Source organism: Aurantimonas sp. Leaf443, from assembly GCF_001425575.1.
In the GTDB taxonomy this organism is placed as follows: Bacteria; Pseudomonadota; Alphaproteobacteria; order Rhizobiales; family Rhizobiaceae; genus Leaf443.
In genome coordinates, this window is the sequence record NZ_LMRD01000001.1 from 318,331 (window position 1) to 342,774 (window position 24,444).

Annotated in this window: 27 protein-coding genes, 1 other RNA gene and 1 riboswitch; of the genes, 20 read left to right on the forward strand and 8 right to left on the reverse strand. The window is 70.1% G+C overall.

From position 1 onward, the window contains the following. Positions 1-5: 5 nt before the first annotated feature. The gene (gene phoB, locus ASG48_RS01360) at positions 6-749 is read left to right on the forward strand and encodes a phosphate regulon transcriptional regulator PhoB (protein ID WP_055844096.1); all 744 of its coding nucleotides are present in this window, start codon (positions 6-8) and stop codon (positions 747-749) included. Positions 750-866: 117 nt separating this feature from the next. Here the strand turns inward: phoB and ASG48_RS01365 are convergent, their stop codons facing one another. Further along, positions 867-1,445 (reverse strand): GcrA family cell cycle regulator, encoded by a 579-nt coding sequence (locus tag ASG48_RS01365; RefSeq protein WP_055844098.1) that lies wholly within the window; start codon positions 1,443-1,445, stop codon positions 867-869. A gap of 436 nt (positions 1,446-1,881) precedes the next feature. Between ASG48_RS01365 and ASG48_RS01370 the strand changes: the two genes are divergently transcribed. The 3 genes from ASG48_RS01370 to ASG48_RS01380 are packed head-to-tail and all read left to right on the forward strand — an operon-like array spanning position 1,882 to position 5,055. Continuing rightward, on the forward strand, positions 1,882-3,093 hold the full coding sequence (locus ASG48_RS01370; RefSeq protein ID WP_055844100.1) for an aspartate aminotransferase family protein: 1,212 nt from the start codon (positions 1,882-1,884) through the stop codon (positions 3,091-3,093). A 19-nt stretch (positions 3,094-3,112) separates the two neighbouring features. Next, positions 3,113-4,054, forward strand: a complete 942-nt coding sequence (argF, locus tag ASG48_RS01375; RefSeq protein WP_055844102.1) for an ornithine carbamoyltransferase — start codon at positions 3,113-3,115, stop codon at positions 4,052-4,054. Between the two features lie 2 nt (positions 4,055-4,056). Next, positions 4,057-5,055, forward strand: a complete 999-nt coding sequence (locus ASG48_RS01380) for an Hsp33 family molecular chaperone (protein ID WP_055844104.1) — start codon at positions 4,057-4,059, stop codon at positions 5,053-5,055. Positions 5,056-5,083: 28 nt separating this feature from the next. Here ASG48_RS01380 and apaG read toward each other — a convergent pair whose 3' ends face one another. Further along, entirely contained in the window at positions 5,084-5,476 is a 393-nt protein-coding gene (gene apaG / locus ASG48_RS01385; protein WP_055844105.1) for a Co2+/Mg2+ efflux protein ApaG, read from the reverse strand. Between the two features lie 207 nt (positions 5,477-5,683). On the opposite strand from apaG, the gene ASG48_RS01390 reads away from it, so the two are divergent. Beyond that, a complete protein-coding gene (locus ASG48_RS01390; RefSeq protein ID WP_055844107.1) occupies positions 5,684-6,298 on the forward strand; it encodes a CDP-alcohol phosphatidyltransferase family protein in 615 nt (204 codons plus the stop codon). Between the two features lie 2 nt (positions 6,299-6,300). Here the strand turns inward: ASG48_RS01390 and ASG48_RS01395 are convergent, their stop codons facing one another. Next, complete coding sequence (locus ASG48_RS01395) at positions 6,301-7,491, reverse strand: O-succinylhomoserine sulfhydrylase (RefSeq protein WP_055844109.1); 1,191 nt, start codon at positions 7,489-7,491, stop codon at positions 6,301-6,303. A 55-nt stretch (positions 7,492-7,546) separates the two neighbouring features. Further along, positions 7,547-7,624, reverse strand: a riboswitch (SAM riboswitch). A gap of 73 nt (positions 7,625-7,697) precedes the next feature. Here ASG48_RS01395 and ASG48_RS01400 point away from each other — a divergent pair. The 3 genes from ASG48_RS01400 to ASG48_RS01405 all read left to right on the forward strand — a co-directional run bounded on the left by ASG48_RS01400 (position 7,698) and on the right by ASG48_RS01405 (position 9,718). Beyond that, positions 7,698-8,810 carry a 2'-deoxycytidine 5'-triphosphate deaminase gene (locus tag ASG48_RS01400; RefSeq protein WP_055844111.1) on the forward strand — a complete coding sequence of 371 codons (1,113 nt, stop codon included), beginning with the start codon at positions 7,698-7,700 and terminating at the stop codon, positions 8,808-8,810. 85 nt (positions 8,811-8,895) lie between these two features. After that, a non-coding RNA gene (ssrS, locus tag ASG48_RS17780) (6S RNA) lies at positions 8,896-9,053 on the forward strand. 74 nt (positions 9,054-9,127) lie between these two features. Continuing rightward, on the forward strand, positions 9,128-9,718 hold the full coding sequence (locus tag ASG48_RS01405) for a 5-formyltetrahydrofolate cyclo-ligase (RefSeq protein WP_055844113.1): 591 nt from the start codon (positions 9,128-9,130) through the stop codon (positions 9,716-9,718). A 24-nt stretch (positions 9,719-9,742) separates the two neighbouring features. Here the strand turns inward: ASG48_RS01405 and ASG48_RS01410 are convergent, their stop codons facing one another. Then, complete coding sequence (locus tag ASG48_RS01410) at positions 9,743-10,294, reverse strand: CAP domain-containing protein (RefSeq protein ID WP_082529159.1); 552 nt, start codon at positions 10,292-10,294, stop codon at positions 9,743-9,745. 104 nt (positions 10,295-10,398) lie between these two features. On the opposite strand from ASG48_RS01410, the gene ASG48_RS01415 reads away from it, so the two are divergent. Then, positions 10,399-11,040: a glutathione S-transferase N-terminal domain-containing protein gene (locus tag ASG48_RS01415; RefSeq protein WP_055844115.1), complete on the forward strand. Its 642-nt coding sequence runs from the start codon at positions 10,399-10,401 to the stop codon at positions 11,038-11,040. Continuing rightward, positions 11,040-11,861, forward strand: a complete 822-nt coding sequence (locus ASG48_RS01420; protein WP_055844117.1) for a YmdB family metallophosphoesterase — start codon at positions 11,040-11,042, stop codon at positions 11,859-11,861. The genes ASG48_RS01415 and ASG48_RS01420 overlap by 1 nt, the downstream gene beginning before the upstream one ends. Before the next feature lie 4 nt (positions 11,862-11,865). On the opposite strand, the gene ASG48_RS01425 is transcribed toward ASG48_RS01420, so the two are convergent. Then, positions 11,866-12,687 (reverse strand): MBL fold metallo-hydrolase, encoded by an 822-nt coding sequence (locus ASG48_RS01425; protein ID WP_055844119.1) that lies wholly within the window; start codon positions 12,685-12,687, stop codon positions 11,866-11,868. A gap of 166 nt (positions 12,688-12,853) precedes the next feature. On the opposite strand from ASG48_RS01425, the gene ASG48_RS01430 reads away from it, so the two are divergent. Next, positions 12,854-13,603: a YebC/PmpR family DNA-binding transcriptional regulator gene (locus ASG48_RS01430; protein ID WP_055844120.1), complete on the forward strand. Its 750-nt coding sequence runs from the start codon at positions 12,854-12,856 to the stop codon at positions 13,601-13,603. On the opposite strand, the gene ASG48_RS01435 is transcribed toward ASG48_RS01430, so the two are convergent. After that, a complete protein-coding gene (locus ASG48_RS01435) occupies positions 13,600-14,199 on the reverse strand; it encodes a Uma2 family endonuclease (protein ID WP_055844122.1) in 600 nt (199 codons plus the stop codon). The genes ASG48_RS01430 and ASG48_RS01435 overlap by 4 nt on opposite strands. A gap of 55 nt (positions 14,200-14,254) precedes the next feature. Next, positions 14,255-15,328 carry a serine hydrolase gene (locus ASG48_RS01440; RefSeq protein ID WP_082529204.1) on the reverse strand — a complete coding sequence of 358 codons (1,074 nt, stop codon included), beginning with the start codon at positions 15,326-15,328 and terminating at the stop codon, positions 14,255-14,257. Positions 15,329-15,514: 186 nt separating this feature from the next. Here ASG48_RS01440 and ruvC point away from each other — a divergent pair, with 186 nt between their 5' ends. The 5 genes from ruvC (at position 15,515) to ruvB (ending at position 18,593) form a co-directional block, all read left to right on the forward strand. Then, entirely contained in the window at positions 15,515-16,036 is a 522-nt protein-coding gene (gene ruvC, locus ASG48_RS01445; RefSeq protein ID WP_055844124.1) for a crossover junction endodeoxyribonuclease RuvC, read from the forward strand. 70 nt (positions 16,037-16,106) lie between these two features. Next, positions 16,107-16,376, forward strand: a complete 270-nt coding sequence (locus ASG48_RS01450; RefSeq protein WP_055844125.1) for an AbrB/MazE/SpoVT family DNA-binding domain-containing protein — start codon at positions 16,107-16,109, stop codon at positions 16,374-16,376. Then, entirely contained in the window at positions 16,354-16,779 is a 426-nt protein-coding gene (locus ASG48_RS01455) for a type II toxin-antitoxin system VapC family toxin (RefSeq protein WP_055844127.1), read from the forward strand. Before ASG48_RS01450 ends, ASG48_RS01455 begins: the two co-directional genes overlap by 23 nt. Beyond that, positions 16,776-17,399: a Holliday junction branch migration protein RuvA gene (ruvA, locus tag ASG48_RS01460; RefSeq protein WP_055844129.1), complete on the forward strand. Its 624-nt coding sequence runs from the start codon at positions 16,776-16,778 to the stop codon at positions 17,397-17,399. The genes ASG48_RS01455 and ruvA overlap by 4 nt, the downstream gene beginning before the upstream one ends. A gap of 147 nt (positions 17,400-17,546) precedes the next feature. Then, positions 17,547-18,593: a Holliday junction branch migration DNA helicase RuvB gene (gene ruvB / locus ASG48_RS01465; protein ID WP_055844130.1), complete on the forward strand. Its 1,047-nt coding sequence runs from the start codon at positions 17,547-17,549 to the stop codon at positions 18,591-18,593. Positions 18,594-18,745: 152 nt separating this feature from the next. Here ruvB and ASG48_RS01470 read toward each other — a convergent pair whose 3' ends face one another. Further along, the gene (locus ASG48_RS01470) at positions 18,746-20,947 is read right to left on the reverse strand and encodes an esterase-like activity of phytase family protein (protein WP_244486682.1); all 2,202 of its coding nucleotides are present in this window, start codon (positions 20,945-20,947) and stop codon (positions 18,746-18,748) included. A 243-nt stretch (positions 20,948-21,190) separates the two neighbouring features. Between ASG48_RS01470 and ASG48_RS01475 the strand changes: the two genes are divergently transcribed. From ASG48_RS01475 to ASG48_RS01490, 4 genes are all read left to right on the forward strand, one after another. Then, a complete protein-coding gene (locus ASG48_RS01475) occupies positions 21,191-21,652 on the forward strand; it encodes a YbgC/FadM family acyl-CoA thioesterase (protein WP_055844135.1) in 462 nt (153 codons plus the stop codon). Between the two features lie 262 nt (positions 21,653-21,914). Beyond that, a complete protein-coding gene (gene tolQ, locus ASG48_RS01480; protein WP_055844137.1) occupies positions 21,915-22,631 on the forward strand; it encodes a protein TolQ in 717 nt (238 codons plus the stop codon). Between the two features lie 39 nt (positions 22,632-22,670). Next, entirely contained in the window at positions 22,671-23,120 is a 450-nt protein-coding gene (gene tolR / locus ASG48_RS01485) for a protein TolR (RefSeq protein WP_244486724.1), read from the forward strand. 7 nt (positions 23,121-23,127) lie between these two features. Then, complete coding sequence (locus ASG48_RS01490) at positions 23,128-24,276, forward strand: hypothetical protein (RefSeq protein ID WP_055844140.1); 1,149 nt, start codon at positions 23,128-23,130, stop codon at positions 24,274-24,276. Positions 24,277-24,444 lie beyond the last annotated feature (168 nt).

The window sequence follows — 24,444 nt, forward strand, 5'->3', positions numbered from 1 at the left end:
CGTCCATGGCGATGCGGATCGCGGTGGTGGAGGACGAGGAGGCGCTCGGCATCCTCCTGCGCTACAATCTGGAGGCCGAGGGCTACGTCGTCGACGTGATCGCGCGGGGCGACGAGGCGGACCTGCGCCTGAAGGAGGTCGTGCCCGACCTCCTCGTGCTCGACTGGATGCTGCCGGGCCTCTCGGGCGTCGAACTCTGCCGCCGCCTGCGCACGCGGCCCGAGACCGAGCGCCTTCCCATCATCATGCTGACGGCGCGCGGCGAGGAAAGCGAGCGCGTGCGCGGCCTCTCGGTCGGGGCCGACGACTACGTGGTGAAGCCCTTCTCCACGCCCGAGCTCGTCGCCCGCGTCAAGGCGATGCTGCGCCGGGCCAAGCCGGAAAAGGTCTCCACCCAGCTTTCGGCCGGCGACATCGATCTCGACCGCGAGACCCATCGCGTGCGCCGGGCCGGCCGCGAGATCAAGCTCGGGCCGACGGAGTTCCGGCTGATGGAGTTCTTCATGCAGTCGCCCGGCCGCGTCTTCTCGCGCGAGCAGCTGCTCGACGGCGTCTGGGGCCGCGACATCTATGTCGACGAGCGCACGGTGGACGTCCATGTCGGGCGCCTGCGCAAGGCCATCAACCGCGGCCGCCAGCGCGATCCGATCCGCACCGTGCGCGGCGCGGGCTATGCCTTCGACGAGACCTTCACCGCGCCCCAGAAGCCCGCGCCCCGCGCGATCGAACGGGTGAGCGGCACGCTGTAGGCCGCTTGCGGGCAGGGCGGACCTCGCACCGCCCGGCCGCACCGGGTGCCATGGACGCGAAGAAGGCCGGCATCGCTGCCGGCCTTCTTCGTTTTCGGGGACGGACGGCCGAGGGCCTCAGCGCACGCGGCGGCGCTCGGAGACCGGCTGGAAGGCGATGCGCGCGTGGTAGTCGCAATAGGGCGAGGTGTCCTTCGAGCGGTGGCCGCAGAAGTGGAAGTCCGAGCGCAGCGGGTCGCCGACCGGCCATTTGCAGGTCCGCTCGTTGAGCTGGGTGAGGCTGAGGCGGCGCGCGATGGGCACGACGGAGCCGCCGGGACGGCGCTCGACCACGGGCTCCATCTCCATCACGTCCTCTTCCTCCGGCTCCATCTTCAGAGCGGTCGCGCCGACGAGGCGGGGCATCGGCCGGGACTGGACGAGGGTCGGCTGCGGCGGGGGCACCAGGCGCTGGGCGACGACCACCTCGACTTCGACCTCGACATCTTCCTGCGCCACGACCTCGACCACCTCCTCGGCCGCCGTCTCGGCGGTGGAGGGCGTCTTGATGCGCGACTCCAGCTTCAGGCGATGGACCTTGCCGATAACCGCGTTGCGGCTGACGCCGCCGCCGAGACGTTCGGCGATCTGGCTCGCACTGAGACCCTCGGTCCAGAGCCGCTTCAGCAGCTCGACGCGTTCGTCAGTCCAGCCCATAGTCTACTCCTTCAGGCGGGTGCGACGGACGCTCCAAAGCCCCGGAGCTGGCGCTGCCGGGGTCAAGCCACCATATGTATTAAGCAACTAGGTCCGCCGCACGAAATCTAGTATTCACTGCAAATTTAGAACGTGGGTTCGCGCGAAACAAGAGTCGCAGTCCGTCTTGCGATTCGTTTCGCGGCTTTTCCCCAGCTTCGGGGCGCGGCGCCGCGCGCGCCGGGCTTGACGGACGGCCCCGCCCATGCGCCCGACCGGCGGCGTTCGACCGCCGTTTCCCCGCCGTTTCCCCGCCGTTTCATTGACAGCGCGGGTGCCCGCCATGGTATAGCGGAAGCGGACACAAGCCGAGCCGACCCATCCAAGCCTGCCCCAACGGCAGGCTTTGACGTTTCAGGAACCTGCCGTCACGACGGCGCAGCACGAAGCGCAAGCCATGGCCAACGCGACCGAGACTTCGCACCTCTATCAGACCTATGCCCGCAACGACATCGAGGTCGAGCGCGGCGAGGGCGTCTGGCTCGTGGCGCGCGACGGCCGACGCTTCCTGGACTTCTCCGCGGGCATCGCCGTGAACGCGCTCGGCCACGCCCATCCCCATCTCGTCGAGGCGCTGAAGCGCCAGGCCGAGACGCTGTGGCACGTCTCCAACCTCTTCCAGGTGCCGGGCCAGGAGAAGCTCTCGGCGCGCCTGTGCGAGGCGAGCTTCGCCGACCGGGTCTTCTTCACCAATTCGGGCGCCGAGGCGCTGGAATGCGCGATCAAGACCGCGCGGCGCTACCACCACGTCAACGGCGCGCCCGAGCGCTTCCGCATCCTGACCTTCGAGGGCGCCTTCCACGGCCGCACGCTCGCCACGATCGCGGCCGGCGGCCAGAAGAAGTATCTGGAGGGCTTCGGCCCCAAGGTGGAAGGCTTCGACCAGCTGCCCTTCGGCGACCACGAGGCGCTGAAGGCGGCGGCCGCCCAGGCCGACGTCGCCGCCATCCTGGTCGAGCCGATCCAGGGCGAGGGCGGCATCCGCTCCGTTCCCGCGCAGTGCCTGCGGGGCCTTCGCGAACTCTGCGACGCCAACGGCCTCCTCCTCATCTACGACGAGGTGCAGACCGGCGTCGGGCGCACGGGCACGTTCTACGCCTACGAGCAGTCGGGCGCCGCGCCCGATCTCCTGGCCTCGGCCAAGGGGCTCGGCGGCGGCTTCCCGCTCGGCGCCTGCCTCGCCACGGAGGAGGCGGCCAAGGGCATGACGGCGGGCACGCACGGCACGACCTATGGCGGCAATCCGCTCGCCATGGCGGTCGGCAACGCCGTGCTCGACGTCGTTCTCGCCGAGGGCTTCCTGGAGGGCGTGCGCGAGCGCGCGCTCCAGTTCAAGCAGGCGCTCGGCGGCCTTCTCGACCGCTATCCCGACATCGTCGAGGACGTGCGCGGCGAGGGCCTTCTCGTCGGCCTGAAGATGCGCGTCGCCAACACCGACTTCGTCGCCGCCATGCGGGCCGAGGGCATCCTGGGCGTTCCGGCTGGGGACAATGTCGTGCGCCTTCTGCCGCCGCTCGTCGTCACGGCCGAGGAGATCCGCGAGGGCGTGCGCCGCATCGAGGCCGCCGCCGCGGCCCTGTCCTTCGGCCAGACCCGCAAGAGCGCCTGAGGGGAGCGTCGTGACCACCTTGTTCCCGAGGCATTTCCTCGACATCGCCGCCGTCGAGCCGGGCGAGCTGCGCGCCATCATGACCGACGCCGTGGCGCGCAAGGCGCAGGGGCGCGCCGGCCCGCGCCCGCTCGCCGGCCGCGTCCTCGCCATGATCTTCGACAAGCCCTCCACCCGCACGCGCGTCTCCTTCGACGTCGCCATGCGCCAGCTCGGCGGCGAGACGCTGTTCCTGTCGGGCTCGGAAATGCAGCTCGGCCGCGCCGAGACGATCGCCGACACCGCGCGCGTCCTGTCGCGCTATGTCGACGCGATCATGATCCGCACGACCGAGCACGCCCGCCTCATCGAGCTGGCCGAGAGCGCCACCGTGCCCGTCATCAACGGGCTGACGGACGACACGCATCCCTGCCAGATCATGGCCGATCTCCTGACCTTCGAGGAGAAGCGCGGGCCGGTGAAGGGGCGCACCTTCGCCTGGTCGGGCGACGGCAACAACGTCCTGTCCTCCTTCGTGGAGGCCGCGCCCCGCTTCGGCTTCAACCTGCGCATCGCCACGCCCGAAGGGTCCGAGCCCGACATGCGCTATGTCGAGGCCGCCCGCGGGGAGGGCGCCTCCATCCTCCTCACCCGCGATCCCGTCGAGGCGGTGACGGGGGCCGACTGCGTCGTCACCGACACATGGGTCTCCATGGGCCGCGAGGCGCAGGCGCGCGGGCACAACGTGTTCATGCCCTACCAGGTCAACGAGCGCCTGATGGCCCATGCGAATCCTGAGGCCCTGTTCATGCACTGCCTGCCGGCCCATCGCGGCGAGGAGGTGACGGACGGGGTGATCGACGGGCCGCAGTCGGTCGTCTTCGACGAGGCGGAAAACCGCCTCCATGCCCAGAAATCGATCCTCGCCTGGGTGTTCGGCGAGGTTCAGCCCGCGCAAGCCGGGCACGGAGCGCGAGCTTAAGGATGGCGGATCTGCAGAAGGCCCTCGGCGAGTTCGACTTCGCCGGGGACGACGCCGTGGTGCCCTTCGCGGTCGAGGCGCTCGACGCGCGCGGCCGCGCCGTGCAGCTCGGGCCCATGCTGGACGCGCTCCTGGAGCGGCACGCCTATCCCGAACCCGTCGCGCGGCTCCTGGCCGAGATGGTGGTGATCGCCGTTCTTCTCGGCACCTCGCTGAAATTCGACGGCAAGTTCATCGTCCAGACCCAGACGGACGGGCCGGTGGAACTCCTCGTCGTCGATCTCACGACGCCCTCGGCGCTGCGCGCCTACGCCAAGTTCGACGCCGCGCGCGTCGACGAGGCGATCGCGCGTGGCGCGACCTCGCCCGAGGCCCTTCTCGGCCAGGGCGTGATGGCGCTCACCGTCGATCAGGGCGCGCATATGCAGCGCTATCAGGGCATCGTCGAACTCTCCGGCGACACGCTGGAGGCGGCGGCCGAGAGCTATTTCCGCCAGTCCGAGCAGATCCCGACCACCGTCAAGCTCGCCGTCGCCCGCATCTCGCGGCGCGGCGAGGGCGGCTTCGTGGAGGGCTGGCGCGCCGGCGGCCTCATCGCCCAGTTCCTGCCCGCCGCGCCCGAGCGCATGCGCATGCCGGACCTGCCGGGCGGCGACCTGCCGGAAGGCGTGGAGGAAGCGGCCTTCGAGCCCGACGACGCCTGGACGGAGGTGCGCGCCCTCGTCGAGACGATCGAGCCTTCCGAGCTCGCGGATCCCGAAGTCGGCGTCGAGCGCCTCCTGTTCCGCCTCTTCCACGAGCGCGGCGTGCGCGTCTTCCCCTCCACCGCCGTCGAGGACGACTGCTCCTGCTCGCGCGAGCGCATCAAGGGCGTCCTCTCCAGCTTCACGGCCGAGGAGATCGCCGATTCCATCGAGGACGGCGCGATCAAGGTGACCTGCGAGTTCTGCGGCGAGCACTACACGTTCGACCCGAAGGAGTTCGACGGGCAGGAGGGGTAGGCCTGAAGACGGTCGGGCGACCCCCGCCTCAGTTCAGAACGCGCCCCTTCGTCGGCACGTCGAGCGAGAAGGGGGGGATTGCGACCAGAAACGTGCGCCCGTCCGCCAGATGCATCTCGTAATGGCCGTGCATGATGCCGGACGGCGTCGGCAGAGGGCAGCCGGACGTGTAGGTGAAACTGTCGCCGGGCGTCAGGATCGGTTCCTCGCCGACGACGCCGGGTCCGTGCACCTCCTCGACATGGCCGGTGGCGTCGGTGATGACCCAGTGGCGCGTGCGCAGCTGAACCGTGTCGCGGCTGCCGTTCTCGATCTCGACGCGGTAGGCGAAGACCCAGCGCCCCTCCTCGGGATTCGACTGCTCCTCCAGGTAGCTCGGTACCACGGTGACCGTGATATGGCGCGTCGTCGCCCGGTACATCGCGGTCTTCGTCCCTTCGGGGTCCCGTCCTTCGTCGAGGGCAAGACTTAAGCCGTGCGGACCGCGCGTCAACGGCGCAACGGATGGATCACGCCGGGTTGTGCGCCGACACCGGCGCCGGCCTGCTATCGCTTCGCGCAAGCGCCGCTCCGCCGGGGCGGGAGCGCATCGCCGTTCGAGACGATCATTTCAGGGAAAGGCCGGGACATGCTGGATGGAGCCTTGCGCCGCCTGATCGAGCGCCCGCTCGGGCGCATGGCGGCGCGTCTGGCGCGCGCAGGCGTTCGCGCCGACCAGGTCACCGTCGCCGGCCTCGCCACGGGCCTTCTGGCCGCTGCCGCGATCGCCGGCGGCGCCTTCCTCGCGGGCCTCGTCCTCGTCCTTCTCTCGCGCCTTGCCGACGGTCTCGACGGCGCGGTGGCCCAGCGCACGACGGCGAGCGACCTCGGCGGCTATCTCGACATCGTCTTCGACTTCGTCTTCTACGGGGCCGTGCCGCTCGGCTTCGCGCTGGCCGACCCGGCGGCCAATGCCGTGCCGGCCGCGGTCCTCCTCTTCGCCTTCTACGCCAACGGAGCCAGTTTCCTCGCCTTCTCGGTGATGGCGCAGAAGCGCGGTCTGTCCGACGAGGCTCGGGGGCCGAAGTCGCTCTACTTCACGACCGGGCTCGCGGAAGCCGGCGAGACCCTCGCCGCCTTCTGCCTCGCCTGCCTCGTGCCGGCCTGGTTCCCCGCCATCGCCTACGCCTTCGCGGCGCTGACGGCGATCACCTGCGTCTCGCGGGTGCGCCTGGCTGTCCTCACCTTCCGCGATCCGGCCTGAGGTCAGACCGCCGTCAGCGCCTCGGCGAAGTCCTCGATGAGGTCGTCCACGTCCTCGAGCCCGACCGAGAGGCGCAGGAGGCCGTCGGAAATGCCGAGTTCGGCGCGGGCCTCGGGCGTGAGGTTCTTGTGCGTCGTGGTGGCGGGATGGGTGACGAGGCTCTTGGCGTCGCCGAGATTGTTGGAGATCTTCACCACCTGCAGCGCGTTGGAGAGGCGGAAGGCCGCCTTCTTGCCGCCGGCGAGCTCGAAGGCGATGAGGGTGGAGCCGCCGCTCATCTGCCTGGCGATGACGGCCGCGTCCGGATGGTCGGAGCGGCCGGGATAGAGCACGCGCGAGATGCGCGCGTCGGCGGCCAGGCTGTCGGCGAGGCGCGCGGCGCTCGCCGTCTGGTGCGCCACGCGCAGCGGCAGCGTCTCGAGGCCCTTCAGGAGCGTCCAGGCGTTGAAGGGCGAGAGCGAGGGGCCGGTGTGGCGGAAGAAGTCCTGGAGGGTCTTCTCGATCCACTCGGACGAGGAGAGGATGACGCCGCCCAGGCACCGGCCCTGGCCGTCTATATGCTTGGTGGCGGAATAGACGACGACGTCGGCGCCGAGCTCGAGCGGCTTCTGCTGCATGGGCGTGGCGAAGACGTTGTCGACGACGAGCGTCGCGCCGCAGCCCTTTGCGAGCCTGGCGACGGCCGCGATGTCGATCACTTCCAGCGTCGGGTTGGTCGGCGTCTCCATGAAGAAGACGCGCGTCTCCGGCCGGATCGCGGCCTCCCAGGCCGAGAGATCGCGCCCGTCGACGAAGGTCGAGGCAACGCCCGCGCGCCCCAGCACGGTCTCCACCACGTAGCGACACGAGCCGAAGAGGGCGCGCGAGGAGACGATATGGTCGCCCGCCTTCACTTGGCACTGCAGTGCGGCGGTGATGGCGGCCATGCCGGAGGCGGTGGCGCGCGCGTCCTCGGCCCCCTCCAGCGCCATCATGCGCTCCTCGAACATGCGGGTCGTCGGGTTGCCGTAGCGCGAATAGATGAAGCCCGGCGCTTCGCCCTTGAAGCGCGCCTCGGCCGCTTCCGCGCTCGGATAGACGAAGCCCTGCGTCAGGAACAGCGCCTCGGACGTCTCGCCGAAGCCGGAGCGCATCGTGCCGCCATGGACCATGGCGGTGGCGGGGCGGACGGGGCGGCGGGGCTCGTTCGACATGGCGCGTCTCCAACAAAAAACCGGCCGTCGCTCGCACGAAAGCCGGTCTCCAACGGTCAAGTCGTCGACGGCCCTTTAGCGACTTGTTTAACGTGGCTGCAAGCCGGCCGGCCAAATCACCACGATGCGAGGACTTGCTTTACAGCGCGGACGCGATAGGCGTCAATCGCGACTCCCGCCGCAGCCCCGTGCCACGAGCCCCCCAGATGCCAGACGCCCAGATCGCCCCGCCGCACGCACAGGAGGGGATCCTGCCCGATCGCGGCATCGCCGCCCTGTTCGAGGCCGGCGCGATCCGCGCCGATCTGCCGCGCGACGCCGACCAGATCCAGCCCGCGAGCCTCGACCTGCGCCTGGGGGCCGTCGCCTATCGCGTGCGCGCGAGCTTCCTGCCGGGCCCGGGCCGCACCGTGGAGGACAAGCTCGCCCGCTACAGCCTGCACGAGGTGGACCTGACGCGCGGCGCGGTGCTGGAGGTCGGCTGCGTCTACGTCGTGCCGCTGCTGGAGCGCCTGACGCTGCCGCAGGCCCTTCGCGCGACGGCGAACCCGAAATCCTCGACCGGCCGGCTCGACATCTTCACGCGCGTCATCGTCGACGGCACGCGCGAGTTCGACAAGGTGCCGGAGGGCTACGACGGCCCGCTCTACATCGAGATCTCGCCGCGCACCTTCCCGATCCTGGTGCGGCAGGGCTCGCGTCTGTCGCAGATCCGCTTCCGCAGCGGCGCGCCGACGCTCCACGCCGACGAACTGGCCGCCCTCCACGCGCGCGAGCGCCTGACGGACGCGGCCTGCGCCGACATTTCGGGCAACGGCATCGCGCTCTCGATCGACCTCACGGGCGACGCGTCGGGCCTCGTCGGCTATCGCGGCAAGCGCCACAGCGCGGTCGTCGACGTCGACAGGCGCTCCGGCCACGCGACCGCGGAGTTCTGGGAGCCGATCCACCGGCAGGGACAGGGCGAACTCATCCTCGACCCGGACGAGTTCTACATCCTCGTCTCCAAGGAGAGCGTCCACGTGCCCCCCTCGCACGCGGCGGAGATGACGCCCTTCGACCCGCTGGTCGGCGAGTTCCGCGTTCATTACGCCGGCTTCTTCGATCCGGGCTTCGGCCATTCGCCGGCGGGCGGCACCGGCAGCCGCGCGGTGCTGGAGGTGCGCAGCCACGAGGTGCCCTTCATCCTGGAGGACGGGCAGATCGTCGGCCGCCTGATCTACGAGCGCATGAGCGCAAGGCCCGACCGGCTCTACGGCACCGAGCTCGCCTCCAACTATCAGGCGCAGGGGCTCAAGCTCTCCAAGCACTTCCGCTGAGGCCGCCCGCGGTCCGGGCGCCGCGGTCGGAAATCGTTGCCGCCGGTGCTGGCGGCGCATCGCGCCCTGTCCTATATCGATGTTTGGCGGGCTGGCCGGTTCGACAGGGATGACTTATTCCCCGGGGCCTTACGCATCCCCTAGGGAGCTGTCCCTGCCTCGGCCCGTGGGCTGGGGCACACGGCGCCCACCTACTCTGTAGGTTCCCGGGATCGACTATCTCATCGGCCGGGTGGCTCGCCAACGCCTTCCATGGCCCTCGCGGCGCGCCCGACCAAGGGCGCCGAGGCCGTGTCCGGCCAAGTTCCGGGGACCCGATGGACTCTATCGAGACCGACGCGCGCGCCGTGCAGGCGCATCTGCGCCGCGAGGCCCTCGCGCGGCGCGATGCCATGGACATGGGACGCCGCATCGAGGCCTCGTTCGAACTCGCCGACCGCGTAGGCGAGGCGCTCGACGTGGCGCCCGGCACGATCGTCTCGGGCTATCTGCCGATCCGTTCCGAACTCGACCTGCGGCCTCTGATGATGCGGCTCGCCGACCGGCGCGCGCGGCTCTGCGTGCCCGCCATCGTGGAGGGGCGGCTCGTGTTCCGCGAACTCCTGCGCGGCGCGCCGCTGGAGCCGCAGGGCTTCGGCACCTATGCGCCGGGCGAGGCCGCGGCGGTCCTGGAACCGGACCTGATGCTGGTGCCGCTCGCCGCCTTCGACCGCGCGGGCGGACGCATCGGCTACGGCCGCGGCTATTACGACGGCGCCATCGCCGCGCTGCGCGAGCGCGGGCGAGACCCCCGGCTCGTCGGCGCGGGGTTTTCGGTGCAGGAGGTGGAGGCGATCCCGCTGCAGGCCCACGACGTGCGCCTGCCGGAGATCGCGACCGAAACGGGCCTCCGCCGGCTCGGCCTCTAGGCGCGCCGCGGCTTTCTCCTCAGCTCAGCGGCGCTTCTCGCGGCCGAGGATCAGCGCCCAGTAGGGCTCGCCGCTGCGCCCGCGCGCGGCCGCGAGGCCGATCTCGGTGACGTTCGGGTTCAGGAGATTGCGCCGGTGCCCCGGCGAGGCCTCCCAGCCACGGATGACGGCCGGCACGGACCCGTAGTTCCAGCCGAGATTCTCCGAGATCGCAGCCCAGTTGTAGCCGTAGGCGGAGACGCGGCCGGGCAGGGAGCCGTCCAACGAATGGCTCATCTTGCCCCGCGCCGCCATGGCGCGCGCCTGCCGTTCGGCGGCCTTGTCGAGCACCGCGTCGAAGGCGACGGGGGAGAGGCCGTTGCTGGCGCGGAAGGCGTTGATCGAGCCGAGCGCCGTCCCGCGATCGACCGCGAAGCTGCTGGCCGAGGAGACGTCGACGCTGTTCAGCCCGCCGCCGGTGCAGCCCGAGACGAGGAGCGCGGCCGCCCCTCCCGCGGCCAGCGCCAGCCTGCGCAGGGTGCGACCCGTGCGCACGAAACGACCCGCGCCCGCGGGCGCGTCCTGTCCAACCATCATCGGCCCTGACTCCTGTTCCTCGTCCCGCCCGCCGGGCAAACCGCCGCTTCCCCTCGCGGACCACGCGCACTAGCTTGCCCGCAAAACCTTGCGCGGAAAGCACGATGATCGATCTCTACACCTGGACGACGCCCAACGGCGAGAAGCCCGTTCTGATGCTGGAGGAACTCGGCCTCGACTACGCGCTGCATCTCGTCGACATCTCCACCGGCGCGCAGAAGAAGCCCGACTTCCTCGCCCTCAATCCGAACGGCCGTATCCCCGCCCTGGTCGACCGGCGTTCCGGCGCGGACCTGCGCGTCTTCGAATCGGGCGCGATCCTCGTGCATCTGGCCGAACAATCGGGCCGATTTCTGCCCACCGCGCCGGCCGAGCGCGCCGAGACCTTCGCCTGGACCTTCTTCCAGGTGGGCGGCACCGGGCCGATGATCGGCCAGTACCACCACTTCGCGACCTACGCGAAGGAGACGATCCCCTACGCGATCGAGCGCTACGCCGCCGAGGGCCGTCGGCTCCTGGGCGTCCTCGACGGTCGGCTTTCGACGCGCGACCATCTCGCCGGCGCCTATTCGATCGCCGACATCATCAACTATTCCTGGGCCAAGGCGGGCGTGGACGAACTGGCCGAGGAGGGCCAGTTCCCGGCGCTTCGGGCCTGGCTGGAGCGGGTCGGCAGCCGCCCCGCCATCGTCGCGGGCCTCTCCAAGTTGTCGGCCGCCAAGGCCGCGCTGTCGGACAAGGCCTGATGCGTTTCCTCTTTCTCGGCGACATGGTCGGCCGCTCCGGCCGCAGCGCCGTATTCCAGCGCCTGCCGGGCCTCGTCGCCGACTGGCGGCTGGATTTCGTGGTGGTGAACGGGGAGAACGCGGCCGGCGGCTTCGGCGTGACCGAGGAGATCCTGGAGGCGACGCTCGCCGCCGGCGCCGACGTGATGACGACGGGCAACCACGTCTTCGACCAGCGCGAGGCGCTGGACTTCGCCACGCGCCAGCCGCGCTTCCTGCGGCCGGCGAACTATCCGAAAGGCGCGCCGGGCGTCGGCAGCGGCCTGTTCGAGGCGCGCAACGGGGCGCGCGTCCTCGTCGCCAACGTGATGGGCCGGGTGTTCATGTCGCCCGATCTCGACGACCCGTTCGCCTGCGCCGACGCCCTGGTCGCCGCCTGTCCGCTCGGCGAACAGGCCGACGCGATCGTCATCGACTTCCACGCCGAGGCGACGAGCGAGAAGCAGTGCATGGGCCATTTCCTCGACGGGCGCGTGAGCCTCGTGGTGGGCACGCACACGCATGTGCCGACGGCCGACCACCAGATTCTCGTCGGCGGCACGGGCTACCAGTCGGATGCGGGCATGTGCGGCGACTACGATTCCTCGCTCGGCATGGAGAAGGAGGAGCCGCTGAACCGCTTCGTCACCAAGGTGCCACGCGGGCGCTTCGAGGCCGCGCAGGGTCCGGCGACGATCTGCGGTCTGGCGGTGGAGATCTCCGACCGCACGGGGCTTGCCGAGAGAATCGCGCCCGTGCGGATCGGCCCGCGCCTCGACGGGGCGATGCCGGACTTCTGGTAGCGGCTCAGACGCCGGAGAGGAGCACCACGGTCGGCCGCCGCGGCAGCGTGCGCGCCGAGACCGTGAGGCTGCGCTCGGCCCGGCGCTCCACCTCGAAGCCCGGCAGTTTCTCCAGGAAGCGCTCGATCGGGCCGGCGAAGCGGTGCATCGGCAGGACGAGGCGCGACTGCAGCCGCTCGACGATCGTGCCCATGCCGGCCTGGCTCATCGTCATGCCCCCGTCCACCGGCACCATGACGATGTCGAGCCGGCCGATCGCGGCGAAGTCCTGGTCGGTGAGTTCGTGATGCAGATGGCCGAGATGGCCGATGCACAGGCCCTGCGTCTCGAAGACGAAGATCGAGTTGCCGTCCGGCTCCATGCCGCCCTGGCCGCGGATGTCGGTCGGCACGTTGCGCACGTGCAGGTCCTTCACCGTCACGTCGTGGCGCGCCGCGCCGCCCTCCGGGTTCCAGCCCTTCAGGACATGCTGGATGCCGGGGTCCGGGAAGGGCGTGTTGTGGGAGGAATGGGCCTTGTTCATGGTCGCGATCGTCGGCATCGCCTCGCCCGCGTAACCCGAATAGTCCGTCGCCGCCCGGACGCCCTCCGGCGTCTCGATGAGATAGGTCGAGTGGTGGATATAGGTGATCGTCACCTCGCCGCTGCGGGCGGCGGCCGGGATCGCCGCCGGCATCCGCCCGTCGAAGCTCGCGAAACGCGCCTTCGGAAGCCCTTGCGCGATGGCGTGGCACAGGCTCGGAACCGGCTGGGCGAGGGCGGCGCCGGGCGCGGCAAGGGTGCCGAGGCCGATCGAGAGGGCGGCTGCGAGGATGCGCTGGCGCACGGGCGGCTCCTGGCGTTTCGGGACGCTGGCCGGAGACTAGACCAACGGATCGCGCCCGCGCGTTCATCATCGCGTGAGCGGCCCCGCCGGCCCGGCCGTTCTGGACGCTCGCCGCGATTTTGACTAAGAGACACCCCTTTCGCGAATTCGTCCAAGCAGGTGCCACATGGCCGGCCATTCACAGTTCAAGAACATCATGCATCGCAAGGGCCGCCAGGATGCGGTCCGCTCCAAGCTCTTCTCCAAGCTTGCCCGCGAGATCACGGTGGCCGCCAAGGGCGGCCTGCCGGACCCGGACATGAACGCGCGCCTGCGCCTGGCCATCAACAACGCCAAGGCCCAGTCCATGCCGCGCGACAATATCGAGCGCGCGATCAAGAAGGCCTCGGGCGCCGACGGCGAGAACTACGACGAAGTGCGCTACGAGGGCTACGGGCCGGGCGGCGTCGCCGTCATCGTCGAGGCGCTGACCGACAACCGCAACCGCACCGCCTCCAACGTGCGCTCCTACTTCACCAAGTCGGGCGGCGCGCTCGGCGAGACGGGGTCGGTCTCCTTCATGTTCGACCATGTCGGCGAGATCGTCTATGCCGCCAAGGCCGGCAGCGCCGACAAGGTGATGGAAGCGGCCATCGAGGCGGGGGCCGACGACGTCGTCTCCGACGAGAACGGCCACACGATCATCACCGCCTTCGAGGATCTCGGCGAGGTTTCGGCCGCGCTCGAGAAGAGCCTGGGCGAAGCCGAGAGCGTGAAGACCATCTGGCGCCCGCAGACCGGCACCCCGGTGGACGAGGAGAAGGCGCAGAGCGTGCTCAAGCTCATCGGCAATCTCGACGAGGACGACGACGTGCAGAACGTCTACGCCAATTTCGAGGTCGACGAAGAGGTGATGGCGAAGCTCTCGGCGGCCTAAGCCGGGCCCGTCTCCGCGGCGGGGCCATCGAAGCCGAGATCCTCGTAGATCTCGGCCATCGCCAGGTCCGCCTCGATCTCGCCGAGCGGGATCGCGGCGGCGAGACCCTTGAAAGTCTCGGAGGCCCAGCCGGCGGACCCCCGCCGCCAGACGATGACGTTCGGAGACTGGGTGTCGATCAGCAGGACGACGTCGACCGCTTCGTGCCGCTTGTATTCCTCGACCTTCTGGAATCGGTCGAACCGCATGGTGGAGGGCGACAGAACCTCGATCAGAACCCGCGGCACCGCCGCCTCCATGCTCTGATCCGGCTGCGAGCGGCAATCGACGACGAGATCGGGCCGCCGGATGTTCGCGTTCGGATTGCGGACGGCGATATCGTCGGTATGCGGGCGGCAAGGCTTGCCCCGCAGTTTCTCGCGCAAGGTCGTCAGCACGTTCACCGTCACGGTATCGTGCCGGCGCGACGCGCCCGTCATCGCCTTCGGCGTCGCGACCGGGACCCCGTCCACCAGTTCGTAGTTGCGGTCCTGCTCGGCCTGCCAGACGAAGAACTCGTCCGGCGTCATGCGCTTCGGCGTCCGCGCTTCGCTCATCGTCGTCTCCCGCCTGACGCCGCATTCTACGGCGGTGCCGCCGGCCCGCAACTCCCTACGAGGGGCCCCGCGCTTCGGCGGCGGTGCGTCCGGCGATCGCGGCCGGCACGATCGTTTCCGAGACGAGGCGGTGGAGGTCCTGCACGTAGCCGCTGCGCCCGGAGGGCTGCGTCTCGTCGGAGGTGATGGCGACGGTGAGCGCGAGGTCCGGCACGACATAGATCATCTGTCCGCCATAGCCCCAGCCGTAATAGCCGGGATGCCCGGCGAAGCTCTCGACGAACCAACCGTAGCCGTAGCGCCCGGCATGGAAGCGGGACGTCGTGCGCGGCGTGAAGGACGCCTCGATCCAGGCCTGCGACAGGACGCGCTCGCCCGATGCCGTGAGCCCGCCGCGCCGATAGAGCTCGCCGAAGGCCAGGAGCGAGCGCGGCGTCATCGCCATCTGGTTGCCGCCGAGATAGAGGCCTTGCGGATCGCGCTCCCAGTCGGCGATGCGCACGCCCGCAGGTCCCAGCCAGTCGCGCGCGAGCTGCAGCGTCGAGCGGCCGCTCGCCTTTGTGAGGATGGCCGAGAGGAGATGGGTCGAGCCCGTGGAATAGAGCATCGAGCCGCCCGGCTCGTCCACGAACGGCTTGGCGAGCGCCGCGCGCACCCAGTTTCGGCTGGAGATCCAGGCGCCGTAATTGGCGCCCGAGGTGCGCTCGAGCCCGGCCTGCATCGAGAGGAGATGGCCGATCGTGACCTCGAACAGGCGCGGGTCGGGATCGGCCGGAAAGTCCGCCCGCAGGAAGGAGGCGATCGTCTGGTCCGGGCCTTCGATCAGACCCTTGTCGATGGCGATGCCGACGAGAGCGGAGACGACGGACTTGGAGGCCGACTTGATGTTGGCGGCCCGGTCCGTGCGCTGCCCGCCGAACCCCTCGTCGATCACCGTCGCCCCGTCGACGGAGACGAGGATCGTCTCCAGCGCGGGAAGGGCGCGGGCGCGCTCGAGGACGGTCTGCAACGATCCTGCGCCTGACGTCACGGCTGCGGGACCGGCGGCGGTCTGGGCGGCCGCCGGGAGGACGGGTGCCAGGAGAAGGGCGCAGAGGGCGAGGCGGAGGGCGTTCGTGCGGTGCGACATGGGCGCAAGATGGCAGCGCGCCGGCCGCGGCGACAGGGCCGTCACCGCAAGGTGAACGCGGCCGGACCCACCGCACCGGACATGGTCCGACCCTGAGCAAGCCGTCGTCCGCGCTCCGTTTCGTTTCCGTTCATGTTTTGTCTTTAATTCGAGCGAGCGTCGCGATAGGCTGGAAGGAACGGCATCATGGGGCAGGGGGCGGTCATCCGCATCATCGGCATCGATCCGGGCCTGCGGCGCACCGGCTGGGGCGTCGTGGAGACGCTCGGCAATTCTCTGCGCTTCGTCGGCAGCGGGACGGTCACGTCCGACAACAAGCTCGATCTCGCCAGCCGGCTGCGTCAGCTGCACGACGGTCTGACGGAGGTCCTGCATGTCCATCGGCCCGACGAGGCGGCGGTGGAGCAGACCTTCGTCAACAAGGACGCGGTGGCGACGCTGAAGCTCGGGCAGGCCCGCGGCATCGCCATGCTGGTGCCTGCGCTCGCCGGCCTGCCCGTCGCCGAATACGCGCCGAACGCGGTGAAGAAGGCGGTCATCGGCGTCGGGCATGGCGAGAAGAAGCAGATCCACATGATGGTGAAGGTGCTTCTGCCACGCGCCACTTTCGACACGGACGATGCGGCCGACGCCATCGCCATCGCCATCTGCCACACCCATCACCGCCAGTCGGCCCAGGCCCGAGCCGCCTTCGCGCTGCCGGCCTGAGGGCTGTGTTCTTGACTTGTTCCGGTTCGGCGGATAAGTAATACCGCAAGGTATTACGCGAGGGCGACGCATGCGTCTGACGGAAAAGAGCCAGGTGACGATCCCGAAGTTCATCCGCGACCGGCTCGGCATCGGTCCGGGCAGCGAGGTGGAGTTCGTGGACGACGGCGACATCGTGCGCCTGGTGCGCAAGTTCGGCAACGAGACGCCCGCCGATCGCCGTCGCCGTCTGACGGCTCGGATCGACGAGTTGGCGGATCAGGTCGATATCGGGGCGAATTCGGTCGACGATTACATGGCCGAGCTTCGAGGCGGGCGTGACGATTTCGACGCTCGTTGACACCGACGTCCTGATCGATCTCGTCGCGCTGCAGGCCGATCCCGCTCAGCGCGCTTGGTCTCGCGCGCAGTTCCTGGCGGCCCTGGACGAGGGGACGGTGGCGACGAGCGTGATCGTCTGGGCGGAGATCACGCAGAAGGAGGCGGGCGAGCGGCGCCTGCGCGCTCTGTTCGCTCCTTTTGATTTGCAGGAGGAACCGCTGCCCTTCGAAGCCGCCTTTCCGGCGGGGCAGGCCCATCGCCTCTATCGCGAGCGCGGCGGGCAGCGCGAGCGCACCCTGCCCGACTTCCTCATCGGCGCCCATGCGCTCGTCGCCGGGCACCGCCTTCTGACGCGCGACGGCGCCCGCTATCGCAACTACTTCCCCGATCTTCGGATCATCTGCCCGGAGACCCATCCGTGATCGGAAAGCTGAAGGGCACGATCGACGAGATCGACGAGGACAGCGTCGTGATCGACGTGCACGGCGTCGGCTACGTCGCCCATTGCGGGGCCCGCACCCTGGCCGGGCTGCCGGCGCCGGGGGAGGCGGCGGCACTCTTCGTCGAGACCTATGTGCGCGAGGACATGATCCGCCTCTACGGCTTCGCCACGCGCGCCGAGCGCGAGTGGTTCGGGCTCCTGCAGAGCGTGCAGGGCGTGGGCGCCAAGGTGGCGCTCGCCGTGGTGGGCACGCTCTCGGTCGCCGAGCTCGCCGACGCCGTCGCCCTCCAGGACAAGGCGATGGTGGCGCGCGCGCCGGGCGTCGGCCCGAAGGTCGCCGCGCGCATCGTCGCCGAGCTGAAGGACCGCGCGCCCGCCTATTCCGGCCCGGCCTCCGGCGAGAGTTTCGGCCTGAAGCGCGAGATCGGCGAGGGCGTCGCGGCCGCGCCCGTCGCGGACGCGGTTTCGGCGCTCGTCAATCTGGGCTATTCGCGCGATCAGGCCGCCGGCGCGGTCGCCACCGCCCTGCGCGAGGGCGGGGAGGGCGCGCCCTCGACGACGCTGATCCGGCTCGGGCTGAAGGCGCTCAGCCGCGCCTGACGCGGACGGSCAGGRGCGGCGGCTCCCCTGCCGCCACCCGGCGAGCCGGCGACGGAGAGATGACGGTCGCGGCGACGAGGGGCGCGGCGACGATGCGCGCGAACACGACGGACGCGACGACGGCCAGGAGCGGGGCATAGCATTCCCATGAACACGACCCGCCTCATCGCCCCGGAGAAACGCGGCGAGGACGCCGACACCAGCCTGCGGCCGCAGCGGCTCGACGAGTTCGTCGGCCAAGCGGCGGCGCGCGCCAATCTCAAGATCTTCATCGAGGCGGCCAAGACGCGCGGCGAGGCGCTGGACCACGTCCTCTTTGTCGGGCCGCCGGGTCTCGGCAAGACGACGCTGGCGCAGATCATGGCCAAGGAGCTCGGCGTCAACTTCCGCTCCACCTCCGGTCCCGTCATCGCCAAGGCGGGGGACCTCGCGGCCCTTCTCACCAATCTGGAGGAGCGCGACGTCCTCTTCATCGACGAGATCCACCGCCTCAGCCCGGCGGTGGAGGAAATCCTCTATCCCGCCATGGAGGACTTCCAGCTCGACCTCATCATCGGCGAGGGGCCGGCGGCGCGCTCGGTGAAGATCGACCTGTCGAGATTCACCCTCGTGGCCGCCACCACGCGGCTCGGCCTCCTGACGACGCCGCTGCGCGACCGTTTCGGCATTCCGGTGCGGCTGAACTTCTACACCGTGCCCGAGCTGGAACACATCGTGAAGCGCGGCGCCCGGCTGATGGCGCTGCCCATGGGCGAGGACGGGGCGCGCGAGATCGCACGGCGCGCGCGCGGCACGCCGCGCATCGCCGGGCGCCTCCTGCGCCGCGTGCGCGACTTCGCCACCATGGCCGATGCCGCGATCGTGGACCGGCGCATCGCCGACGAGGCGCTGACGCGGCTCGAGGTCGACAGTCTCGGCCTCGACCAGCTCGACCGGCGCTATCTCGATCTCATCGCCGTCAATTTCGGCGGCGGCCCGGTGGGCATCGAGACGATCGCGGCCGCGCTTTCCGAGCCGCGCGACGCGATCGAGGACATCGTCGAGCCCTATCTGCTGCAGCAGGGCTTCCTGCAGCGCACCCCGCGCGGCCGGCTTCTGACGGCCCATGCCTTCCGCCATATCGGCCTCGCCGTTCCGTCCTCGCTGTCGGGCGTGCAGGCGGGCCTCTTCGAGGAGCCGGGCGAGGCGGATTAGAGCGTCGTGCGTCCCTTCGGACGCACAAAGGACGCTCCAAGCCATTGAGTCTACGCATCAAGCCGTCCGAACATCGAGCGCGATCGTCGGGACCGATGCAGGAGAACGCCGTGCGCCCCGGACGGACGCACGGCGTTCCCAGCGTCAGGCGGTCACTTCGTCAGAGACGCGGCGGCCCCGTCCACGCGGCCGATCGAGAAGAACAGCGTCTCTCCCGAGGAATCGTCGACGCCGTCATTGTCGGTGACGACATAGCCGGTGCCGGTCCCGTCGATGGCGAAGCCCTCGACCTTGTCGACGACGTAGCCCTGCGTCTGGGCCTTCAGGTCGGGCAGGAGATCGCGCACCGTTTCCTTGGCGACGACGGGGAGCGGGCCGCCGAGCGGCGCCGGCGTCAGCTCGGCGAGGGCGACTCGGGTGATCGCCTTCAGCCGCGCCGCCGCGCCGATCTGGTTGTCGCGCTCGATGAAATAGGCGTGGTCGCCGTGAACCGTGATTTCCGACAGTCCGGTCCAGGCGCCCTCGCCCTCGGCCGCGTCGAGGGGATAGAGCACGGCGCCCCACTCCTTCGTCTTCGGATCGTAGGAGACGAGCTTGGTCTGGTTCGCGGGATCGTTCTTCCACGGGCGCTGGATCGCGACCCAGAGCCGGTCGCCGATCATCGCGATGCCTTCAGCCCCGAACCGCGTCTCGCCCTCCAGGAGTGCGGGCGGGAAGGCGACCGTCTCGGTCACCGCGCCCGTCGCGTCGACGTGAACGAGCTGGTGCGGCACGTCCTTGTCCGTCCGGCCCTCGCTGGCCAGCCAGGCGCCGCCGGCGCCGTCGGGCGTCAGACCCTCGAGATCGAGATGGGCGGCGGCTTCGCCCTTGTCCGTCACGGGGCGCGCCGCGACGATGCGCGCGGGCTTGGTGGTGGCGTCGATGGTGAAGAGGGTGGGCGCCGCGCCGTAGACGCTGTCGCTGACGGCGTAGAGCAGGCCGGGCGTCTGCGGATCGGCGGCGAGGCCGGACAGGGCGCCGAAGCCGATCGGCATGCCGTCCTTCATCGTCGAGACGATCTGCGGATAGGCTGGGACGCCTTCGGCCCGTTCGTAGAGCATGACGTGACTGCGCGCCGCGCCGTCCTCCACCAGATCCGCCTCGTTGGCGGTGGCCAGGAGGTTTCGCGCGGGAATCGCGACCGCGCCCTCCGGCGAGATGCCCGAGGGCAGGATCTGCAGGAGTTGCGGCTCCGCGCCCGTGTCCCTGTAGACGCCGACCAGCGAGGCCCGCTCGGCGAGGACGAAGATCAGCGTCTCGCCGCCGAATGCGGCGACCTCCAGCCCCTCCGGCTCGATGCCCTTGGCGTCGGAGCGCTTGTCGGGATAGTGCCCGGCCAGGGCGGCCTGCATCTCCAGCGACGGGCCCGACTCGGACGCGACGCTGCCGTCGCGGTTGAAGACGGTGAAGCCGCGCGTCCCGCCCTTCCAGTCGCCTTCGTTGGCGATCACGAGGCGGTCCGTTCCGAGCCACTTGATCGCATCGGGCTCGCGCGGGCGGGCCTCGATCGAATCGACGAAGGCGAGCCTGCCGTCGTCCTTTGCGTCGACGCCCTCCAGCGCGACCGTGCCGGCGCTGAAATGGCCGGTGACCGCAGCGCTGGCGCCGTCGATCAGGACGATGTGATTGTTCTCCTGCAGCGTCACCGCGAGCTCGTTGCGGGCGTTGAAGGCGACGAATTCGGGCTCCGGATCCTCCGGCGCGATGGTCGCGAGGCCGGTCATCTCGACGCGCCTGGCGCCGGCGCAGTCGGGCGTTCCATCCTGCAAGGGCAGGATCACCACGAAGCCGGCCGGCATCTGCGGCAGCGCTCCGTCGTTCAGATCCTCGTCGCGCTCGTTCTCGATCGCGACGGCCGCCAGGGTGCCGTCCGGCGAGACGGCGACGGAGTCGGGCTGGCCGCCGAGGTCGCAGGTCGCTCCCATCGTCTTCGTGGCGAGGCTGACGGCGCCGAGCTGTCCGGCCGGCTCGGTCTTGGAGTCGGACGTGCGGAAGCCGACGAGGACGGTGTCGCCCGCCACCGCCACGGAGGTCGGCTCGCCGTCGATGGCGAGATAGCCGCCGGCCTTCGGCGCCCTCGCGTCGGAAATGTCGATGAAGCCGATGCCGCCGTTCGGGCTGTCGGAATAGACCAGCGTCCGGCCGTCCTTCGAGGCCGTGATGATCTCGGCGGATGTCTCGGAGGCAGGGTCGGTGCCCTCGGGCAGGTTCGAGGCGACGGGGAAGGACGCGATGCGGTTGAACACCGGCTCGGCGAAGCTCACGAGCGTCGAGGAGGCCAGAAGAACCGCGGCCAAGGGAAGTATCGGGGTCAAGCGCATGTCCTGGGGCTCCTGATGCGGACGGGATGGACCGGCATCAAACAGCGGCAGGTGACGGGGCGATGAACCGGACGTGACGCGTGCGTGACAATCGCCGCAGGCTCTGCCGCGCCCGTGCGCGCTCCGCGGACGGTCGGCGCCCGACAGGCGTCTCAAGGTCCGGCGCCAAGCCCTTGGTTTCGCGGCACGGAGCGAAAACCGATTCCGTCGGTCGGCGCGATGCTGTAGGCGACCGGCATGGATCATTCGATCGCCGGCCGGCTCACGCAGACAGGGCACGAGCTTCTCGTGCGCGTCTATTTCGAGGACACGGACTTTTCCGGCGTCGTCTACCACGCGCGCTATCTGCAGTTTCTGGAGCGGGGACGGTCCGATTTCCTGCGGCTGAAGGGGATCGGTCACCGGGAGCTTCTGGACGGCGCCTTCGGCGCGCCGATGGCCTTCGCCGTGCGGCGCATGGAGATCGAGTTCCTGCGTCCCGCCCGGATCGACGACATCCTGCGGGTCGAGACGCGCACGGCCCTTCTCGGCGGCGCCCGCGTCGTTCTCGACCAGCGCATCCTGCGCGGCGAGGCGGACGTCCTGGTGGAGGCCCGCGTCAAGGTGGCGGTGATCTCGCCGGCGGGCAAGCCGATGCGCATGCCGCCGGCCGTTCTCGCCACGCTGGCGCCGGAGGAGGCCTCGGTCGCCGGGGCCTGAGCCCCCGCGCCGCAGCGGGCATCGCGCCGATTCGCGCGGTCCCGCTAAGAAAACCTTAACCTTAACCGTGTTTCAACGGGGCGCGTCCGATGCGGTCGGGCCACGCCATTCTTTCACCGGATTTACTCGTGAAGGACGGTGCGGGTCTCTTCGACAGGTGTCGGTCGTCGACAGCCAGAGGGCGAAGCCGCGGCGAGCCTTCGGGTCATGCCCGCTTTCGGCACGTCAGCCGACCCGCATCGCTTACCGAGGAACTTGACGGATGAACGGAGAAGTCGTTCACGAAACCCTGGCCGCCGCCGGATCGGTGTCGATGTGGGACCTGTTCTGGCAGGCCGGCCTCATCGTCAAGCTGGTGATGATGGGCCTCATCGTCGCCTCGGTCTGGACCTGGGCGATCATCGTCGACAAGTCCATGCGCTTCGGGCGCGTGCGCCGGCAGCTGAACAGCTTCGAGACGCATTTCTGGTCCGGCCAGTCTCTGGAGGACCTCTACCACAACCTCTCCGAGCGCAAGACCTCCGGCATGGGCGCCCTGTTCGTGGCGGCGATGCGCGAGTGGAAGAAATCCTTCGAGAAGGGCGCCCGCTCGCCGATCGGCCTGCAGGCGCGCATCGAGAAGGCGCTGGACGTGACGCTCGCCCGCGAGATGGACGATCTGGAATCGCGCCTCGGCTTTCTCGCCACGATCGGCTCGGCCGCGCCCTTCGTCGGCCTCTTCGGCACCGTCGTCGGCATCATGACCTCGTTCCAGGCCATCGCCGGCTCGAAGTCGACCAACCTCGCCGTCGTCGCGCCCGGCATCGCCGAGGCGCTCCTGGCGACCGCCATCGGCCTCGTGGCCGCGATCCCGGCGGTCATCGCCTACAACAAGCTCTCCGCCGACGCGGGCAAGATCGGGCTGCGGCTCGAGGCCTTCGCCGACGAGTTCTCCGCGATCCTGTCGCGGCAGATCGACGAGAGGACGCCCGCCCGCTGAGTTCGGCGCGCGGCTGCTAGGGGATCGACGATCATGGGCATGTCCACGGGTTCGGGCGGTGGGGGCGGATCGCGCCGCGGCCGGCGCGGCGGCAAGCGCCGCGCGCCGATGAGCGAGATCAACGTGACGCCGATGGTCGACGTCATGCTGGTGCTGCTCATCATCTTCATGGTGGCCGCGCCCATGCTGACGGTGGGCGTGCCCATCGACCTGCCGGAGACGGCGGCCAAGGCGATGAATTCGGAGACGCAGCCCATCACCATCTCGGTGAACTCGACCGGCGGCGTGTTCATCCAGGAATCGGAGATCGCGGTCGAGGAGGTCGTCGCCAAGCTGCAGGCGATCGCCAAGACCGGCTACGAGGAGCGCATCTTCGTGCGCGGCGACAAGACGGCCGACTACGGCACGGTGATGAAGGTGATGGCGCTGATCTCCTCCGCGGGGTTCAAGAATATCGGCCTCGTGACCGCGCCGGACGTGTCGGTGTGAGGGCGCCATGAAGACCGGCGTCGCCACCTCCGCTGTCCTGCACGCGGCGGTCCTCTCCTGGGGACTGCTGACCTTTTCCGCGCCCGCTCCGCTTCAGGTCGAGACCGAGGCCTTGCCGGTCGATCTCGTGTCCATCGAGGAATTCTCCCAGTCGGTCGCCGGCGACGAGAAGGCGCCGGTGAGCGAGAAGCCCGCGCCCGCGCCCACCAAGAAGCCGCAGACGCTGCCGATGCCGGCCGAGAATGTCGGCGACAACGAGGTCGACCTGCCGACGCCGCCGACGCCGGTGGCGCGCCCGAAGCCGGTCGAGACGGCCGCCGCCGCCAAGCCCTCGCCGCCGCCCCCGGCGCCCGCGAAAGTGCCCGAGCCGGCAAAGCCCGAGCCCGTGAAGGAGGCGGCCAAGCCCGCCGAGCCGACGCCGCCGCAGCCCGACCCCGTCGAGCAGGCGATCGAGGAGGCGCAGGACGTGACGCCCGAGCCCGTGGCGGCCGAGCCGCAGAAGGAGGAGGCGGAGATCGCCGCGCCCCGCAATCTGCCCAAGCCCGCCCCGAAGCCGCAGCCGCCCAAGAAGGTCGAGGTCGCCGAGGCCAAGCCCGTCGAGGAGAAGAAGCCCGAGCCCAAGAAGCCCGAAGCGGCCAAGCCCGAGCCGAAGACGTCGACGCAGACCGCCAGGACCGAGACCGGCAAGGCCGACGCCAAGGATTCCAAGTCCAGGAGCGACAAGGCCGAGGCGGAGGAGAGTTTCGACGCCGAGGCCATCGCCGCGCTCCTCAACAAGGAGAAGGCGGCCGGCGGCGGCGCCAAGCGCTCCACCGAGACGGCCTCGCTCGGCGGCAAGACGACGACGGGCGCCAAGCTCTCGCAGAACGAGATGGACGCGCTGCGCGGCCAGATCCAGAAGTGCTGGTCGCCGCCCGCCGGCGTCTCGGAGGCGGGCAGCCTGCGCATCTCGATCCAGATGCGGCTCGACCCGACCGGGGCCCTCGAGGCGCGGCCCGAGATCGTCTCGGGCGGCGGTTCGGCCGGCATCGAGCGGGCGGCCGGCGAGGCGGCGCGGCGCGCCGTGATGAAATGCGCGCCCTACAACCTGCCGTCCGACAAGTACGACACCTGGGCCGAGGTCGTGGTCAATTTCGACCCGAGCCAGATGTTTTGACCCATCGCCCGAATGATCCGGGGCATCGCCGCGCCCGCGGCGGCCCCCTCTGCCAGGAGCGGGCCGGCGCCGCGTCGCCCGCCCGATCTCTCAACGTAAAGGCGCGGCCGTTGCCAACGGCCGTCAGCCGTCGCCACGACGGAAGGCTCCCATCATGATCCGACTGCT

Excerpts from the sequence above, each read along its gene's own strand:
- tolQ (WP_055844137.1), top strand. The coding sequence starts at position 21,915 with ATGAACGGAGAAGTCGTTCACGAAACCCTGGCCGCCGCCGGATCGGTG.
- ASG48_RS01400 (WP_055844111.1), top strand. The coding sequence starts at position 7,698 with ATGCCAGACGCCCAGATCGCCCCGCCGCACGCACAGGAGGGGATCCTG.
- ruvB (WP_055844130.1), top strand. The coding sequence starts at position 17,547 with ATGAACACGACCCGCCTCATCGCCCCGGAGAAACGCGGCGAGGACGCC.
- ASG48_RS01490 (WP_055844140.1), top strand. The coding sequence starts at position 23,128 with ATGAAGACCGGCGTCGCCACCTCCGCTGTCCTGCACGCGGCGGTCCTC.
- ASG48_RS01450 (WP_055844125.1), top strand. The coding sequence starts at position 16,107 with ATGCGTCTGACGGAAAAGAGCCAGGTGACGATCCCGAAGTTCATCCGC.
- ASG48_RS01370 (WP_055844100.1), top strand. The coding sequence starts at position 1,882 with ATGGCCAACGCGACCGAGACTTCGCACCTCTATCAGACCTATGCCCGC.
- apaG (WP_055844105.1), bottom strand. The coding sequence starts at position 5,476 with ATGTACCGGGCGACGACGCGCCATATCACGGTCACCGTGGTACCGAGC.
- ASG48_RS01405 (WP_055844113.1), top strand. The coding sequence starts at position 9,128 with ATGGACTCTATCGAGACCGACGCGCGCGCCGTGCAGGCGCATCTGCGC.
- ASG48_RS01415 (WP_055844115.1), top strand. The coding sequence starts at position 10,399 with ATGATCGATCTCTACACCTGGACGACGCCCAACGGCGAGAAGCCCGTT.
- ASG48_RS01365 (WP_055844098.1), bottom strand. The coding sequence starts at position 1,445 with ATGGGCTGGACTGACGAACGCGTCGAGCTGCTGAAGCGGCTCTGGACC.
- ASG48_RS01380 (WP_055844104.1), top strand. The coding sequence starts at position 4,057 with ATGGCGGATCTGCAGAAGGCCCTCGGCGAGTTCGACTTCGCCGGGGAC.
- tolR (WP_244486724.1), top strand. The coding sequence starts at position 22,671 with ATGTCCACGGGTTCGGGCGGTGGGGGCGGATCGCGCCGCGGCCGGCGC.
- phoB (WP_055844096.1), top strand. The coding sequence starts at position 6 with ATGGCGATGCGGATCGCGGTGGTGGAGGACGAGGAGGCGCTCGGCATC.
- ruvC (WP_055844124.1), top strand. The coding sequence starts at position 15,515 with ATGGGGCAGGGGGCGGTCATCCGCATCATCGGCATCGATCCGGGCCTG.
- ASG48_RS01475 (WP_055844135.1), top strand. The coding sequence starts at position 21,191 with ATGGATCATTCGATCGCCGGCCGGCTCACGCAGACAGGGCACGAGCTT.
- ASG48_RS01420 (WP_055844117.1), top strand. The coding sequence starts at position 11,040 with ATGCGTTTCCTCTTTCTCGGCGACATGGTCGGCCGCTCCGGCCGCAGC.
- ASG48_RS01395 (WP_055844109.1), bottom strand. The coding sequence starts at position 7,491 with ATGTCGAACGAGCCCCGCCGCCCCGTCCGCCCCGCCACCGCCATGGTC.
- ASG48_RS01410 (WP_082529159.1), bottom strand. The coding sequence starts at position 10,294 with ATGATGGTTGGACAGGACGCGCCCGCGGGCGCGGGTCGTTTCGTGCGC.
- ASG48_RS01430 (WP_055844120.1), top strand. The coding sequence starts at position 12,854 with ATGGCCGGCCATTCACAGTTCAAGAACATCATGCATCGCAAGGGCCGC.
- ASG48_RS01390 (WP_055844107.1), top strand. The coding sequence starts at position 5,684 with ATGCTGGATGGAGCCTTGCGCCGCCTGATCGAGCGCCCGCTCGGGCGC.
- ASG48_RS01435 (WP_055844122.1), bottom strand. The coding sequence starts at position 14,199 with ATGAGCGAAGCGCGGACGCCGAAGCGCATGACGCCGGACGAGTTCTTC.
- ASG48_RS01440 (WP_082529204.1), bottom strand. The coding sequence starts at position 15,328 with ATGTCGCACCGCACGAACGCCCTCCGCCTCGCCCTCTGCGCCCTTCTC.